Source organism: Bradyrhizobium sp. UFLA05-108 (genome assembly GCF_059803455.1).
On the sequence record NZ_JBANAZ010000088.1, the window covers coordinates 1 to 15233 of the forward strand.

The 15233-nt window shown below is 64.9% G+C and carries 16 protein-coding genes and 2 pseudogenes; 6 read left to right on the forward strand and 12 right to left on the reverse strand.

Annotated elements, in window-relative coordinates; translation table 11 throughout:
* The 7 genes and pseudogenes from gatB to SO140_RS39980 form a co-directional block, all read right to left on the reverse strand.
* Window positions 1-265 (reverse strand): annotated as a pseudogene (gene gatB, locus SO140_RS39950) (Asp-tRNA(Asn)/Glu-tRNA(Gln) amidotransferase subunit GatB); the annotation flags it as partial.
* The gene (locus SO140_RS39955; protein ID WP_449380884.1) at window positions 262-552 is read right to left on the reverse strand and encodes a hypothetical protein; all 291 of its coding nucleotides are present in this window, start codon (window positions 550-552) and stop codon (window positions 262-264) included. The gene SO140_RS39955 and the pseudogene gatB, both read right to left, overlap by 4 nt.
* 2 nt (window positions 553-554) lie before the next feature.
* Window positions 555-2030, reverse strand: coding sequence for an Asp-tRNA(Asn)/Glu-tRNA(Gln) amidotransferase subunit GatA (gene gatA, locus SO140_RS39960; RefSeq protein WP_449380885.1), 1476 nt, complete (start codon window positions 2028-2030; stop codon window positions 555-557).
* A complete protein-coding gene (locus SO140_RS39965; RefSeq protein WP_284262967.1) occupies window positions 2027-2239 on the reverse strand; it encodes a hypothetical protein in 213 nt (70 codons plus the stop codon). Before SO140_RS39965 ends, gatA begins: the two co-directional genes overlap by 4 nt.
* Window positions 2240-2319: 80 nt before the next feature.
* The gene (gatC, locus tag SO140_RS39970) at window positions 2320-2607 is read right to left on the reverse strand and encodes an Asp-tRNA(Asn)/Glu-tRNA(Gln) amidotransferase subunit GatC (RefSeq protein WP_449380886.1); all 288 of its coding nucleotides are present in this window, start codon (window positions 2605-2607) and stop codon (window positions 2320-2322) included.
* A 192-nt stretch (window positions 2608-2799) separates the two neighbouring features.
* Window positions 2800-3876 (reverse strand): NAD(P)H-dependent flavin oxidoreductase, encoded by a 1077-nt coding sequence (locus SO140_RS39975; RefSeq protein WP_449380887.1) that lies wholly within the window; start codon window positions 3874-3876, stop codon window positions 2800-2802.
* 16 nt (window positions 3877-3892) lie between these two features.
* Window positions 3893-4873 carry an NAD(P)H-dependent flavin oxidoreductase gene (locus SO140_RS39980; RefSeq protein ID WP_449380888.1) on the reverse strand — a complete coding sequence of 327 codons (981 nt, stop codon included), beginning with the start codon at window positions 4871-4873 and terminating at the stop codon, window positions 3893-3895.
* A 95-nt stretch (window positions 4874-4968) separates the two neighbouring features.
* Between SO140_RS39980 and SO140_RS39985 the strand changes: the two genes are divergently transcribed.
* Window positions 4969-5859 carry a LysR family transcriptional regulator gene (locus SO140_RS39985; protein ID WP_449380889.1) on the forward strand — a complete coding sequence of 297 codons (891 nt, stop codon included), beginning with the start codon at window positions 4969-4971 and terminating at the stop codon, window positions 5857-5859.
* On the opposite strand, the gene SO140_RS39990 is transcribed toward SO140_RS39985, so the two are convergent.
* Entirely contained in the window at window positions 5846-6061 is a 216-nt protein-coding gene (locus SO140_RS39990; RefSeq protein WP_449380890.1) for a hypothetical protein, read from the reverse strand. The genes SO140_RS39985 and SO140_RS39990 overlap by 14 nt on opposite strands.
* 47 nt (window positions 6062-6108) lie before the next feature.
* Between SO140_RS39990 and ruvX the strand changes: the two genes are divergently transcribed.
* Entirely contained in the window at window positions 6109-6600 is a 492-nt protein-coding gene (ruvX, locus tag SO140_RS39995) for a Holliday junction resolvase RuvX (protein WP_449380891.1), read from the forward strand.
* 3 nt (window positions 6601-6603) lie between these two features.
* The gene (locus SO140_RS40000; RefSeq protein ID WP_449380892.1) at window positions 6604-7527 is read left to right on the forward strand and encodes an AEC family transporter; all 924 of its coding nucleotides are present in this window, start codon (window positions 6604-6606) and stop codon (window positions 7525-7527) included.
* On the opposite strand, the pseudogene SO140_RS40005 reads toward SO140_RS40000, so the two are convergent.
* The 4 genes and pseudogenes from SO140_RS40005 to SO140_RS40020 form a co-directional block, all read right to left on the reverse strand.
* Window positions 7413-8278 (reverse strand): annotated as a pseudogene (locus SO140_RS40005) (CPBP family intramembrane glutamic endopeptidase). The gene SO140_RS40000 and the pseudogene SO140_RS40005 overlap by 115 nt on opposite strands.
* A 269-nt stretch (window positions 8279-8547) precedes the next feature.
* Window positions 8548-9315, reverse strand: a complete 768-nt coding sequence (locus SO140_RS40010) for a CPBP family intramembrane glutamic endopeptidase (protein WP_449380893.1) — start codon at window positions 9313-9315, stop codon at window positions 8548-8550.
* A 146-nt stretch (window positions 9316-9461) separates the two neighbouring features.
* On the reverse strand, window positions 9462-11105 hold the full coding sequence (locus SO140_RS40015; RefSeq protein ID WP_449380894.1) for an isovaleryl-CoA dehydrogenase: 1644 nt from the start codon (window positions 11103-11105) through the stop codon (window positions 9462-9464).
* Window positions 11106-11305: 200 nt separating this feature from the next.
* Window positions 11306-12070: a M15 family metallopeptidase gene (locus SO140_RS40020; RefSeq protein WP_449380917.1), complete on the reverse strand. Its 765-nt coding sequence runs from the start codon at window positions 12068-12070 to the stop codon at window positions 11306-11308.
* Window positions 12071-12286: 216 nt separating this feature from the next.
* Between SO140_RS40020 and SO140_RS40025 the strand changes: the two genes are divergently transcribed.
* From SO140_RS40025 to plsY, 3 genes are read left to right on the forward strand one after another with little or no spacing between them, the layout of a single operon-like run.
* Window positions 12287-13240 carry an aspartate carbamoyltransferase catalytic subunit gene (locus SO140_RS40025; protein ID WP_027522965.1) on the forward strand — a complete coding sequence of 318 codons (954 nt, stop codon included), beginning with the start codon at window positions 12287-12289 and terminating at the stop codon, window positions 13238-13240.
* A 5-nt stretch (window positions 13241-13245) separates the two neighbouring features.
* Window positions 13246-14547, forward strand: coding sequence for a dihydroorotase (locus SO140_RS40030; protein WP_449380918.1), 1302 nt, complete (start codon window positions 13246-13248; stop codon window positions 14545-14547).
* A gap of 26 nt (window positions 14548-14573) precedes the next feature.
* Window positions 14574-15170 carry a glycerol-3-phosphate 1-O-acyltransferase PlsY gene (plsY, locus tag SO140_RS40035; protein ID WP_449380895.1) on the forward strand — a complete coding sequence of 199 codons (597 nt, stop codon included), beginning with the start codon at window positions 14574-14576 and terminating at the stop codon, window positions 15168-15170.
* Window positions 15171-15233: the final 63 nt, after the last annotated feature.

Genomic DNA, 15233 nt, shown 5'->3' on the forward strand with positions numbered 1-15233 from the left:
ACACCGAGCGAAGATTGATCTTCGCGTTCAGCCCGAGCCCGGTCCGGACAGCCTGTCTGACGCATTCCTCGTTGATGACCGGCAGCATGCCGGGCATCGCCGCGTCGACCAGCGACACGTGGGTGTTCGGCTCACCGCCGAATGCGGTGGACGCGCCCGAGAACAGTTTTGAGTTCGACGTCACCTGGGCGTGGATCTCCATGCCGATGACCATCTCCCAGTCGCCGGTGGCGCCCTTGAGAAGCTTGTGCGTGGCCGTGCTCATGTCGTGCTCCCGAGCAGGGCGGCAGCGATGCGCTCCCACTCCGTCTGTAATGAATCCTTCGCGGCCGGTTGGCCCGCCTGGCGATACCAGTAGCCGGCATTGCCGAGATCGCCTTCAACACGATGCAAATAGGCATGCACCCAGGCGGCGTCGCGGCTGTCCTCGTCCTGGACGATCTTGTGCGCCTTGTCCCAGTCGCCCTTCGCGGCCCACCAGAGCCCTGCGAGCGGCGCGCTGAGGTTCGGCGCAGGCGCGGCGCAGTCGAGGCTGGCGATATACGCCGCCATGTTCACCACCACCTCGTCGGCGTGAAGTGGCCGGCCGCTTGCTCGATCACCTCGCCGAGCGAGAACAGCGTCTCCTCGTCGAAGGGCCGGCCGATCAGTTGGAGGCCGAGCGGCAGGCCTTGCGCGTCCTTGCCGGCGGGCACGGCGATGCCCGGCAGGCCGGCCATGTTCACGGTCACCGTGAAGATGTCGTTGAGATACATCTCGACCGGATCGGCGCCGCCCTTCTCGCCAATGCCGAAGGCGGCGGACGGTGTCGCCGGCGTGAGGATCGCATCGACACCCTTGGCGAAGCAATCCTCGAAATCCTTCTTGATCAGCGTACGCACTTTTTGCGCGCGCAGGTAATAGGCGTCGTAGTAGCCGGCGGAGAGCACGTAGGTGCCGATCATGACGCGGCGCTTCACCTCGGCGCCAAAGCCTTCGGCGCGGGTGTTTTCATACGTCTCGATGATGTTGCGTCCCTGCTCGCGCAGGCCGTAGCGCACGCCGTCGTAGCGCGCGAGGTTGGACGAGGCTTCCGCCGGCGCCACGATGTAATAGGCCGGCAGTGCGTATTTGGTGTGCGGCAGCGACACCTCGACGAGCTCGGCGCCGGCCGCTTTCAGCCAGGCCGCGCCTGCTTCCCAAAGCTTTTCGATCTCGGCCGGCATACCGTCGAGCCGATATTCCCTGGGTATGCCGATCTTCATGCCCTTCACGGACCTGCCGATCGCGGCCTCATAGTCCGGCACGGCGATGTCGACGGACGTCGTGTCCTTCGGGTCGTGGCCGGCCATTGAACGCAGCAGCATCGCGCAATCGCGTACGCTGCGCGCGATCGGACCTGCCTGATCGAGCGAGGAGGCAAAGGCGACGATGCCCCAGCGCGAGCAGCGGCCATAGGTCGGCTTGATGCCGACGGTCGCGGTAAAGGCCGCTGGCTGGCGGATCGAGCCGCCGGTGTCGGTCGCCGTCGCGCCCATGCAGAGTAGCGCAGCAACGGCCGAGGCCGAGCCGCCGGACGAGCCGCCCGGCACCAGCGTCGTGTTGGAGCCCTCGCGCCGCCAGGGATTGCCGACAGGACCGAAGCAGGAGGTCTCGTTCGACGAGCCCATCGCGAACTCGTCATTGTTGAGCTTGCCGAGCATCACCGCACCATCGCGCCAGAGCTGCGAGGTGACGGTCGACTCGTAGGTCGGCACGAAATTGCCGAGGATCTTTGAGCAGGCCGTGGTGCGCACGCCCTTCGTCGCAAACAGGTCCTTGATACCGAGTGGAATGCCGGCGAGCGGACCGGCACTACCCTTGGCGATCTTGCCATCAGCTTCGCGCGCCATGGCGCGCGCCTGGTCGGGCGTCTCCAGGATGAAGGCGTTGAGCGCGCGTGCAGCTTCCATCGCGCTCAGATGCGCGTCGGTCAGCTCGAGCGACGTGAATGTCTTGTCGGCGAGACCCTTGCGGGCCTCGGCGAGCGTCAGCGATGTCAAATCGGTCATTTATTGATCGGGCTACAGAAGAACGGAGACAGGGTCTTGTCGTTGGCCGGGTCGTCTTTTTTGGCGGCGGCTTTCGCAGCCGCCTCGATCTCGTCGAGCACGGCATTGACGGCCACATTGGGATCGGCAGTCTTGCCCTGCCGCTCCATCGCGTCGAGATAGTTCATGTAGGCCTGATAGGCCTTCTCATCGTCGCATAGCAGGCACATCGGACTCGTGTCCTAATACTCTTTAGTTTGACGCGTTTTCTTCACGCGAACCGGCTTCCACTTCGCTCGAAAACGCCATGCTACTCGACGACCTTCGGCACCAGGAAGAAGTGACCTTCGGTCGCGGGCGCATTGGCAACGATATCGTCGGCGATCTCGCCGTCACTGATGACGTCCTCGCGCTTCTTCATCTCCATCGGGGTCACCGAGGTCATGGGCTCGACGCCCTCGATATTGACCTCCGAGAGCTGTTCGACGAAGGCAAGCATGGCGTTGAGCTCGCCCTGGAGATGCGGAACCTCATCGTCGGAAACCGCAATGCGCGCGAGATGCGCGATGCGGCGGACGGTAGCGGCGTCAACGGACATTATATAAGGCCTCGAACGGCAGAAATCCTGTCTGCCGTATAGCAGAGGCCGGTTTTGCGCCGCAACCGGCGCTGGGCGCATGATCCGGACCCGAAGGGCCGCGTTAGCGCAAAGTGCGCAGCGGTTTTCCGAAAGATCATGCGCAAACAATAACCTAAAGCGCGATGACGATCCTCCTGGATCTCATCGCGCCTAGCCGGCCAGCGCTTTCAGGCGGGCCTGCGCGGATTTGGCCAGGTCCCGGGTCAATCCGGCCGCAGGCATCTCGCGGCCCATGCCGATGGCCTGTCCCGCCCAGAGATTGGTGAAATCCACCCTCCCCTGCTTTTCGGCCGCCGCCTTCAACGGCCCCAGCGCGGTCGCGGCATGGGGAAAGGCCGGCGCGTCCGGCGAAATCGGGCCGGCTTCGCGCATCAGGCGGTTCTGTACACCGCGCGCGGGCCGGCCGGTCATCACATTGGTGATCACGGTGGAATCGTCCCCGGCCTCCGTGAGTGCCCTGCGACCGCCGGCGCTGACCTTGGATTCCGGGCAGCGCAAATAGGCACTGCCGATCTGCACCCCGGACGCGCCGAGCGCGAAGGCAGCGGCGATACCGCGTCCATCCGCGATACCGCCGCAGGCGATCACCGGCACCTTCACGGCATCGACGACCTGTGGCACCAGCGCGAAGGTGCCGGGCTGCTCCGAGATATTTTCAGTCAGGAACATGCCGCGATGGCCGCCCGCCTCTGCGCCTTGCGCGATCACGGCATCGACGCCGTGCTGCTCGAGCCAGACCGCTTCCTTCACGGTGGTGGCGGAGGAAATCACGATGCACCCGGCCGCCTTGACGCGCCTCAGCAGCGCCTTGTCCGGCAGGCCGAAATGGAAGCTGACGACTTCTGGCTTCAGCTCCTCGACGACCTCGCAGAACGCCGCATCGAATGGCGCGCGGTTGGCTGCATTGATGGGCGCCGCCGGATCGAGACCATGCTCCTTGTAGTAGCCCGCGAGGCGCTGCTTCCAGCGCGCTTCGGCCTCGGCCGTGAGCTCGACCGGCGTGTGGCAGAAGAAGTTCATGTTCACCGGCGTGGAGACGCGCTGGCGAATGAGATTGACCTGCTCGCGCGCTTTCTCCGCCGACAGCATGGCGCATGGCAGCGAGCCGAGCGCACCGCCCTGCGCCGCGGCGATCACGAGCTCCGCATCCATCACGCCGGCCATCGGCGCCAGCACGATCGGAAATTCGATCTTGAAGAGGTCGATCAGTCGACGGTCAGGCCACATGGTTGTTCTCTCTTGTTCAAGCAGCGGAAGCGACGGAGTTGCGCCGGCCGGTCAGCAACTGCTCCGCCTCAGCTGCGATCCGCTCGACGATGTCGGCTGCCGGCGGAATATCATGGATCAGGCCGACCGCCTCGCCTGCAATCACGGCGGCGACGTCGAAATTGCGGCTCGCCTTTGCGGCGGCATAATCAGCCGCAACCTTGGCGACATTCTGCATCAATTCGACCTCGCGCCCCATCCAGCGCCGGGCGTGATCGTTGATCAGGCATCGCCCGGTAAACGGCGCCGGCCAGACATTGTTGCGGGAGAGATCGAAAATGATGCCGCGCATGGTCGAGCCGCTCGTTGCATCACAGATGCGCCGTTTCGCCTCGTCAGCGCCGTCGGCCTCCTGGCTCGCATAAAAGCGCGTACCGAGCAGCACGCCGCTTGCGCCCAGCATCACCATGGCGGCGAGCCCGCGCCCGTCGGCGATGCCGCCGGCCGCGACCACCGGCACACGACCCGCCGCGAGATCGACGATTCCAGGCACGAGATCGACGGTGGTGCGGGATGCACCATGGCCGCCTGCCTCGGTGCCTTGCGCGATGAGAACGTCCGCGCCGGCATCGAGCGCCTGTCGCGCCATGGCCTCGTCCTGCACTTGGCAGATCAGCCGCGCACCGGTCGATTTGATCTTCGGCGCGAACGGCGCGGGATCGCCGAACGACAGCATGATCGCTGCGGGCCTTGCCGCGAGCGCGATATCGAGAAGGTCGGGGTGCCTGGCGAGGCTCCAGGTGATGAAGCCGATTCCGAACGGGACGCGCAGCGCTTTCAGCTTCGCCGTCTCCTGCTCCAGCCAAGCCCTCTCGCCATAGCCGCCGCCCAGAATACCAAAGCCGCCGGCGCGGCTCACCGCCGTCACCAGGCTGCTGCCAGCGATGATATCCATCGGAGCAAGGAGGATCGGGTGCTCGATGCCGAGCAGCGTGGTCAGCGGTGTGGTGATCGCCATGGCTCCTCCTGTGTGGACAGCGACACTAAGTGAGAATAACATTCTTGAAAATTGAATTCTTTCGAACGCTGCCATCTCGAAAACGAAACGAGGCCATGGAACTCAGCGATATCAGGACTTTCGCCGCGGTCGCCCGCGCCGGCGGCATCACCCGTGCCGCGGAAGAGCTCAATACGGTGCAGTCGAATGTCACCCAGCGGATCAAGGCGCTGGAGGCCGAGATCGGCACGCCCCTGTTCGAGCGGCACAGCCGCGGCATGACGCTGACCGGCGCGGGCAAACGGCTTTTGCCTTACGCGCAACGGATGGCGGCGCTCTCGCGCGAGGCCTTCCTTGCCGCGCGCGATGATGGCGAGCCCAAGGGACCGCTCGCGATCGGCTCGATGGAAACGACGGCGGCTGTTCGCCTGCCACCGCTGCTCGCCGATTTCCATCGCCGTTTCCCTGCCGTGCGGCTGAGCTTGCGCACCGCGACCACCGCCGATCTCGTCGCCGCCGTGCTCGATGGCGCGCTCGACGGCGCCTTCGTCGCTGGTCCCATCGAGCATGCCGAGCTCATCGCCGTCAGCGCCTTCCGCGAGGAGCTGGTGCTGGTCAGCGCGCGCCGTTGGGCATCACTCAAAGAGCTCCGCGCCGGCACGCCGGAGTCGGGCCCGACGGCGCTGGTGTTCCGCACCGGCTGCACCTATCGCCAGCGGCTCGAGCAGATCTTCGTCGAGTTCGGCTGGCCCTCGGCGGCGCGCTTCGAGCTCGGCACGCTCGACGGCATGATCGGTTGCGTCGCCGCCGACATGGGCGTGACATTGCTGCCCCGCGCTGTGGTCGAACGCAGCGCGATGATCGGCAACGTGGCGATCCACGAGCTGCCCCCGTCTTATGCAGGGGTCGAGACGCTGTTCATCCAGCGCCGCGCCGGCCACCAGTACAGCGCACTCCAAGGGTTCGTGTCCTGCCTGAACAGGGATGACGAGGTCATCGCGGCCTGAACGACCAACGCCGCAGCGCCACCATCGCCCAGATCGCCTCCACCACGCCGAACGGCCAGGCGCCTTGCAGGAAGCCGTAGGCCGAGCCGAGCGCGCAGGATGCGGCGAACAGCAGGACGAACCAGTGGCTGCGATCCTCCAGCGCATAACAGACCAGCATCGCGGTGACGGCGAACAGGCCGAATAAGGTCAGCGCATCCATTGTTCTCGGTTCACTCCGCAGCGCTTCGCATGGTATGCGCTAACGCCATGCCGGCACCTATCCTACCTCTCATCGACGCTGCAACCCACTGGCCCGCGCGCGGTGCGCTGATCGGGCTCGATCTCGGCACCAAGACGATCGGCGTTGCCGTCTCCGATCCCGACCGGCGGCTCGCGACCGGTGTCGAGACCATCCAGCGCAAGGCGTTCAAGCAGGATGCCGCAAAGCTCCTTGCCATCGCCACAGAGCGCAAGGCAGTCGGCTTCGTGCTCGGCCTGCCAATCAACATGGACGGCAGCGAGGGCCCGCGCGCGCAATCGACCCGCGCCTTCGCCCGCAATCTTGCCGGCCTCACGGCCTTGCCGATCGGCCTGTGGGACGAACGTCTCTCGACGTCGGCGGTCGAGCGCGAGCTGATCGGCATGGACGTCAGCCGCGCCAAGCGCGCCGAGGTGATCGACGAGCACGCCGCGATCTTCATCCTGCAAGGCGCGCTCGATCGCCTCGCCAATCTTCGCGCGGCACCCGGAACGGACTGACCCATGGCGGTGGTGATTGCTGCACTGCTGCCGGTCTTCATTCTCATCGTGCTCGGCGTAGTGCTGAAGCACAGCCTGATGCGGCTCGACACCCAATGGCACGGGCTGGAGCGGCTGACCTATTACGTGCTATTTCCGATGCTGCTGATCCAGACGCTGGTGAAGGCCGACCTCGACAAGGTACCGGTCGCAGGCGTCGGCGGCGCACTGCTCTTGTCCTCGCTTGCGATGTCACTGTTGTGCCTGGCGCTGCGCCCGGCCCTGGCGCGGCTCGACATCGATGGGCCCGCCTTCACCTCGATCTTCCAGGGCGCGACCCGCTGGCAGACCTATGTCGCGCTGTCGGTCTCGGCCAATCTGTTCGGCGATGTCGGCCTTGCGCTGGCCTCAGTCGCGATGGTCGCGATCATTCCGCTGGTCAACGTGTTCAGCGTCGCGGTCCTCGCGCACTACGCATCGCCGAACAAGCAGTCCGTCGGCGCCATCGTCATGACCGTGGCAAGCAACCCGCTGATCTGGGCCTGCGCGATCGGCCTCTTCGTCAACGTCCTGCACCTGCCGCTGCCAAGGATCTGGCACGAGGTGGCGGATGCGTTGAGCCGCTCTTCCCTCGCCATCGGCCTGCTCGTCACCGGCGCGGGCCTGCATCTGAACGGCCTGCTCCGCCCGAGCGTGGCCGCCGCCATCGGCGTCGCCTTCAAGCTCGTGCTGATGCCCGTGATCGCGCTTCTGCTCGCGCTGTGGTTCGGGCTGACCGGGACGAGCCTTGCGATCATCGCAGTCTGCGCGGCGGTGCCGACCTCGCCCAGCGCCTACGTGCTGGCCCGCCAGATGGGCGGCGATGCGCCGCTGCTCGCGCAGATCATCACGCTGCAAACGATTTTGGCGGCGATCACGATGCCGATCGCGATCGCGCTGGTGGCCTGAGCGCTAGACGTACGGACGCATTGCAAGACGACGATATTGGAAGTTGAGTGGGCTATCACTGTCAGCCAGGTTGAGGCACTTCTCCAACGGATATAGCCAAGAGCAAGTCCAGAGAGGAAAATATTGGTCTGCCCAATCCAGCTGTATTGGACGTGGCAGATCGCCACAAAGCAGACGTGAGCACAATGGTCCCGATCGCCCCTAGAAATGTCTCGGACCATCCGCGGAACATGAAGCCCCGAACGATCAACTCCTCCACAACCGGCGCGGCGATGCAACTCCCTACGAGCATGATCAGCAACCCGCCCGCACCGCCGACGCCGATGTACGCGCTCGTCGTTTGCTCCTGCGGACCAAGCACGAGGTAAGACAACACAGACTGCAGGCCGAATACGACGGCCACAATGCCCACGGCCCTCAACAATTGGCCCGGGCGCGGCCAGTTCAAAGCCAAATACTCCGAGAATTCTCTACCTGCCTTCCGGGTCGCAACCCAGAGTACGGTAACCGCAGCAGGGGATCCCAGGATGGTCGCGGCGCCCTGCCAATTCGGTTGGTACCACAACGCGTCAATTTTCTCGGCTGACGACCCATCCATGGGCTTCAGGATAAGAGTCAGCAACACTTGGGCCGACAATAAATAAGCGGCGCAAGCAATCAGCGCACCGAGCAACGTCTCCATGAAATCCCAGGTCCGAGGCTTCCGAACGGAGCCCGCAGCCGAGGGATTGGCATTTTCGAGATCGGACATTTGGGCTTTCCGCGACAACGTCGCAGCGAAGGTGGGCACAGGTTCTACCCAACATACTTGAGGACCAAACGGCCGGCAATGCAATGGCGCGGGCGGTCTGAGGAACGCCCCCAATACCTCGTCATTGCGAGCGAAGCGAAGCAATCCAGACCGTCGCCGCGGGGGGATTCTGGATTGCTTCGCTTCGCTCGCAATGACGGTTTCCGTGGCTGCAACTCAAGGCTACTGCTTGGCGCTCGTTCATTTCGCGCGAGGCTAGAGCCGCCCGCCTACCCCCCCAGCCACATCGTCAGCACCACCGCCGTCAGATTGTTCAGCGCGTGGAGCACGATCGTGAGCCACAGCGAGTTGGCGCGGTAGCGCATGTAGCCGAACCACAATCCGATCGAGAAGACCTCGGCAAGAAAATACATGTCGTACTGCAGATGCACGGCGGTCCAGACCAGCGACGACAGGATGATCGCGCCGGGCACGCGCAGAAAGCTTTCCGACCAGCCGCGGAAGAGGAAGCCCCGCGCGATCACCTCTTCGGAGATCGGCGCGGCAATGCTGAAGGAGAGCACGAGCATCGTCGCCGCGCCCTTGTCGCGGCCTGATTTCAAGAGATCTGTCATGAAGCCTGGCGTCGCCTCGCGGCCCAGCGCACGCGACATCGCCTCCCAGATCACCACGATCAGAACGAGACCGACGGCACCGAGCAGAATCTGCAACCAGGATGGCCAGCGCAGCGCAAGGTAGTCGGCGAAGGAAGCTCCCTTCAGGCGAATGGCCAGCCACACCGCGGCCAGCGTGGTCGGCAGGCCCGCGATCACCGACCACGCCAGCGCCTGCGGATCGCGGCCGACGGACTCGAGCGATGCCATGTCGATCGGGCCACCACGATGCGCGACGAGATAGACGATGGTGCCAATCTGGCCGACGAACATCGCGGCGAAGACGAACACGCCCCACAGCGCCGTGCCCCAGAATTTCCAGACGGGCGGCGGCGCCCCGGGCGTCACGATCAGCGGCGGGTGGTCGGGATTGAGAGTGTCCATCAAGAAGCTTTCGTTAGGCGCGGCAAACTATCGAGAGATCGTCATGCCCGGGCTTGTCCCGGGCATCCACGTCCTTCGTGCCGCACTGTGACACGTGGATGGCCGGGTCAAGCCCGGCCATGACGGGCAGTGAGAGCGTTCCCCGATCAAGGCAGCGCCCGTTCCAGCAGCGCTCGCTGGTCCCCACTCTCCAACTCCACGGCGCCATACATGCTGGCGTGATTGGTGGCGAGGCGTGTGGCGGCAAACAATTCGGCGTTGCGGGGTGATACGAGGTTGAGCGCCGCGGCCGCCGACAGCAGCGCCAGCTTCTCCACCGCAAGCCGCGCGACGCGCTCGCTATCGCCTCGGCGGAAGGCTTTGCCGATGAAGCTTATCGCCTCACCCGTTCCTGGCAGGCCCTTGGTCTCAGCGGCCAGGCTTTGCAGCACCGTCATCGCCGCATCGGGCTCGCGCGCCAGCGCACGCAGCACGTCGAGGCACATCACGTTGCCCGAGCCTTCCCAGATCGCGTTCACCGGCGACTCCCGGTAGTGGCGCGCCAGAATGCCGTCTTCGACATAGCCGTTGCCGCCGAGGCATTCCATTGCTTCGTAGAGGAACGCCGGCGCGCTCTTGCAGACCCAGTATTTGATCGCGGGCGTCAGCAGCCGCATGTAGGCGGCCTCGCCTGCATCGTGCGGCGTGCGGTCGAAGGCACGGCAGAGCCGCATCACCAGCGCGACCGTTGCCTCGACATGCAATGCCATGTCCGACAGCACCGCCTGCATCAGCGGCTGATCGGCGAGATGTTTCTGGAATACGCTGCGGTGACGCGCGTGATGCAGCGCATGGGCGAGCCCCGAACGCATCAGTCCACTAGAGGCGATCGCACAATCCTGCCGCGTTAGCTGCACCATCTGGATGATGGTGCGGATGCCCTTACCTTCGTCGCCGACGGCTTGCGCATAGGCGCCGACGAACTCGACCTCCGAGGACGCATTGGAGCGATTGCCGAGCTTGTCCTTCAACCGCTGAAACTGGATCGCGTTCACCGAACCATCCGGCGCAAAGCGCGGCATGAAGAAGCAGGTCAGCCCGCCCTCGGCCTGCGCCAGCACGAGGAAGGCATCGCACATCGGCGCCGACATGAACCATTTATGGCCGGTGATGCGATAGGCGTTCCCATCGCGCACCGCGCGCGTCATGTTGGCGCGTACGTCGGTGCCGCCCTGCTTCTCGGTCATGCCCATGCCGAGCGTCATGCCGCGCTTCTCCCACCACGGTGTGAAGGTGGGGTCGTAGCTTTTCGTCGAGAGCACCGGCATCACGCGCGCGAGCAACTCCGGCTGCATCGCCAGCGCCGCGACGGAGGCGCGTGTCATGGTGATCGGACAGAGATGTCCGGTCTCGACTTGCGATGCGATGTAGAATTTGGCTGCACGAATGACCTCGGCCGCATCGCCCGCGGGCTGTCCGTCCGCGGTCCAGGTGGAGTTATGCACGCCGGCATGCGCGCTGTGCGCCATCAGCTCGTGATAGGCGGGGTGAAACTCGACCTGGTCGCGGCGGTTGCCCTTGGCATCAAAGGTGCGGAGTTTTGGCGTGTTCTCGTTGGCGAGGCGCCCACGCTCGGCCATCGCCGCCGAGCCCCAATGCCGGCCGAACGCGGACAACTCCTGTTCGGCAGCGGTCCCGCCATTGGCCTTCACCGCCTCGACCAGCGGCCGGTCAGCGGCAAACAGGTCGATGTCCTCGAACGGCGGCGACTGATTGAAAACCTCGTGGGTCGCGAAGCTCGGCTGGGTCATCGAGTGTTCCCGATTGATCACGATATCGCAGTGGGGCAATCCCTCACCTCTCCCGGAGGGAGAGGTCGGAGTGCGCAGCACTCCGGGTGAGGGGATCAGGTCCCTCGATAGAGCTGTTCCCCTCACCCGCGCCTTCGGCGCGACCTCTCCCTGTGGGAGAGGTAATCCGACTCCTGGCTGCCCAAACGACCATCTGCACTCTACCTCGTCCGCGGCTGGATCGGGAAATCATAGGCCGCCCCGCCAGCCCCCGGCAGGGAAAAATGCCACCACTCCTTCGAATAGTTCACAAAGCCTTGCCGGGCCATCGCAGCGACCAGCCGCTTGCGCCAGGCCCGCTGATCGGCCGTGATCATTGGCGCTGCGGTATGGCCCTTCGCATCCGTGCAGTCATAGCCCGTGCCCATGTCAACGCTGCCTTCAGGCGGCCGAGCCTCGACCGGCGCCGTGCAGTCGCCATAGGCCTTCGCGGGATCGTATTTGGCGGAGTTGTCGGCCTTGAGATCGATGAGCGTGAGATCGAGCGCAGCACCGGTGGAATGCTGCGAGCGGCTCGCGATATAGCCGAGCCGGAACAGCTCGGTCTTGGGAATCTTGGGGTTGTAGCGCCGCTCGGCCGCCGGCTCGCGGCCGTTCTGCGCCCACGCCACCATATCGAGGGACGCACGCACCGGCCGATAGCAATCGAACATCTTCAGCGAGAGGTTTTGGCCGGCGAGCTCCTGCTGGATCGCTTTCAGCCGCAGCCCCACCTCCCGCTTCACCACGCATTCGCCGGCGCCATAGCCGCTCAGCGGATGGCCGGTGAAATTGTTCGAGGTCGCGTAGCGGATGTCCTGGACGATGCTGGGATCGATGTCGCGCAAGTACACGAAGCCGCCGGGGAGCGGTTGGGCGTGGGCTTCGCCAACGAGTGCTGCGACCAAGAGCGCTGACAAAATTGCTTTCAAGGGAAGCTCCCACATCGTCATGGCCGGGCTGGTCCCGGCCATCCACGATCTTCTATCGCATTTGACGCAAAAAGAACGTGGATGCCCGGGACAAGCCCGGGCATGACGGAGGAGACTGCAACAGCCCAAATTGGGGCACCAAACGTTTGCCAGATCAGATCAGGGGATAACTCACTTCCCTACCTTTGGCCCTTGCCCCCTCACCCATCCCCGCCTATAGCTCTGCTTTTAATGACCCCTGCATCGAAATCGACCTTCGTCCTCGGTCACCGGCATCTGCTGGGTATCGAGGGCCTTTCCGCTGCCGACATCACCGGCCTCCTCGACCTGTCCGAGGAATATGTCGAGGTGAACCGCCAGGTGGACAAGAAACGCGCCGTCCTGCGTGGACGGACGCAAGTGAACCTGTTCTTCGAGGCTTCCACCCGCACCCAATCCTCATTCGAGATCGCCGGCAAACGCATGGGTGCCGACGTCATGAACATGTCGGTCTCCTCCTCCTCCATGAAGAAGGGCGAGACGCTGATCGACACCGCAGTGACGCTCAATGCCATGCACCCGGATATCCTGGTGGTGCGGCATCACGCCTCCGGCGCGGTGGAACTTCTGGCCCGCAAGGTTGACGGTTCCGTGATCAATGCCGGCGACGGCGCGCATGAGCACCCGACGCAGGCGCTGCTGGACGCGCTGACGATCCGCCGCAACAAGGGCCGAATCGAGGGCCTCGTGATCGCGATCTGCGGCGACGTCCTGCATTCGCGCGTTGCCCGCTCCAACATCATCCTCCTCAACACCATGGGTGCCCGCGTCCGTGTCGTCGGACCCTCCACGCTCTTGCCGCCCGGCATCGAACGGATGGGCGTCGAAGTTGCGCGCGACATGCGCGAGGGCCTGGAAGGCGCCGACATCGTCATGATGCTGCGCCTCCAGCGCGAGCGCATGAACGGCTCCTTCGTGCCGTCCACCAGCGAATACTTCAACTATTTCGGGCTGGACCAGAAAAAGCTCGCCTACGCCAAGCCCGATGCGCTGGTGATGCATCCCGGTCCCATGAACCGCGGCGTCGAGATCGACACCGCGGTCGCCGACGGCGCGCAGTCCCTGATCCGCGAACAGGTGGAGATGGGCGTCGCCGTGCGCATGGCGGTGCTGGAAGCGCTCGCCCGTAACCTGCCGAACGCGTGATGCCAATGCTGACCGACCGCCGCCCGATCCTGCTCGCCAACGCCCGCGTCGTCGATCCCTCCAGGGACTTTGACGGCGTCGGCGACGTCCTGATCGCCGACGGCATCGTCCGCGAGACCCGCCGCGGCATCGGCGCGGCTGGCGTCCCCGAGGGCACCGACATCGTCAACTGCTCCGGCAAGATCGTCGCTCCCGGCCTGATCGACATGCGCGCCTTCGCCGGCGAGCCGGGCTACGGCCATCGCGAAACCTTTGCGAGCGCGAGCCAGGCGGCGGCGACCGGCGGCATCACCACCGTGATCTGCCAGCCGGACACCTTGCCGGTCATCGACAATTCGGCGACCGTCGACTTCGTGATGCGCCGGGCCCGCGACACCGCGATCGTCAACATCCAGCCGATGGCCGCCCTGACCAAGGGGATGCGTGGCGAGGAAATGACCGAGTTCGGTCTCCTGAAAGCCGCCGGCGCGGTCGCCTTCAGCGACGGCGACCGAAGCGTCACCAATGCGCAGGTGATGCGCCGCGCCCTCACCTATGCGCGCGATTTCGACGCGCTGATCGTGCACTACACCGAGGATCCCAACCTCGTCGGCGAAGGCGTCATGAACGAGGGCGAGTTCGCGACCCGCCTCGGCCTGATGGGCATCCCGAACGCGGCGGAAGCCGTGGTGCTGGAGCGCGACATGCGCCTCGTTGCGCTGACCGGCGGCCGCTATCACGCGGCCTCGCTCTCCTGCATCGACTCGCTCGATATTCTCAAGCGCGCCCGCGATGCCGGTCTTGCCGTCAGCGCCTCGGTCTCGATCAACCATCTCGCGCTGAACGAGAACGATATCGGGCCCTACCGGACGTTCCTGAAGCTATCGCCGCCGCTGCGCACCGAGGACGACCGCCGGGCCCTGGTTGCGGCCGTCGGCTCCGGCCTCGTCGACGTCATCATGTCCGACCACAATCCGCAGGACGTCGAAGGCAAGCGCCTGCCGTTTGCGGAAGCAGCTCCCGGCGCTGTGGGCCTCGAGACGATGCTGTCGGCGGGCCTGCGACTGGTACATAATGGCGAGATGGAACTGAACACGCTGATCCGGGCAATGTCGACGCGGCCGGCCGAGCTGCTCGGCCTGCCCGGCGGCACCTTGCGCGCCGGCGCGCCGGCCGACGTCATCGTGATCGACGCCGACACGCCCTGGGTGCTCGATCCGGCCGATCTCAAATCGCCCTGCAAGAACACGCCGTTCGACGAAGCCCGCTTCTCGGGACGGGTGGTGCGCACCATCGTCGGCGGGCGGACGGTGTTCGAGCATGTCTAAACTGCGCCGGCCAGGGAGACGCCGCGATGGGAATTGAAGCTGTCCTGCCAGTTGCATTCCTTGTCGGCTATTTCCTGGGCTCGATCCCGTTCGGGCTCGTCCTGACACGCCTTGCCGGCACGCAGGACCTGCGCACGGTCGGCTCGGGCAACATCGGCGCGACCAACGTGCTGCGCACCGGCCGCAAGGGACTGGCGGCAGCGACGCTACTCCTCGACGCACTCAAGGGCACGGTTGCGGTGGTGGTTGCGGGCTATCTCGCCGGGCCCGATGCAGCGATGCTGGCAGGGCTCGGCGCCTTTCTCGGCCATCTCTTCCCGGTCTGGATCAAGTTCAAGGGCGGCAAGGGCGTTGCGGTCTATATTGGCATCCTGCTTGGCCTGTTCTGGCCGGGCGCGCTGTTCTTCTGCCTGCTCTGGCTCGCCACTGCCTTCACCACGCGCTACTCCTCGCTCTCGGCGCTGGTCGCAGCCTTCGTGACGCCGATCTTCCTGTGGTGGTTCGGCCACCTCGCACTCGCCTCGCTGTTCGCGGTGCTGACGCTGCTTTTGTTCTACATGCATCGCGAGAACATCAAGCGATTGCAATCGGGCACCGAGAGCCGGATCGGCCAGAAATCATAATCCGGAAAAAATACGGATATCGCCGCACCTCCTCCGCAATATATGCCAATTCCTGTTCGCAAC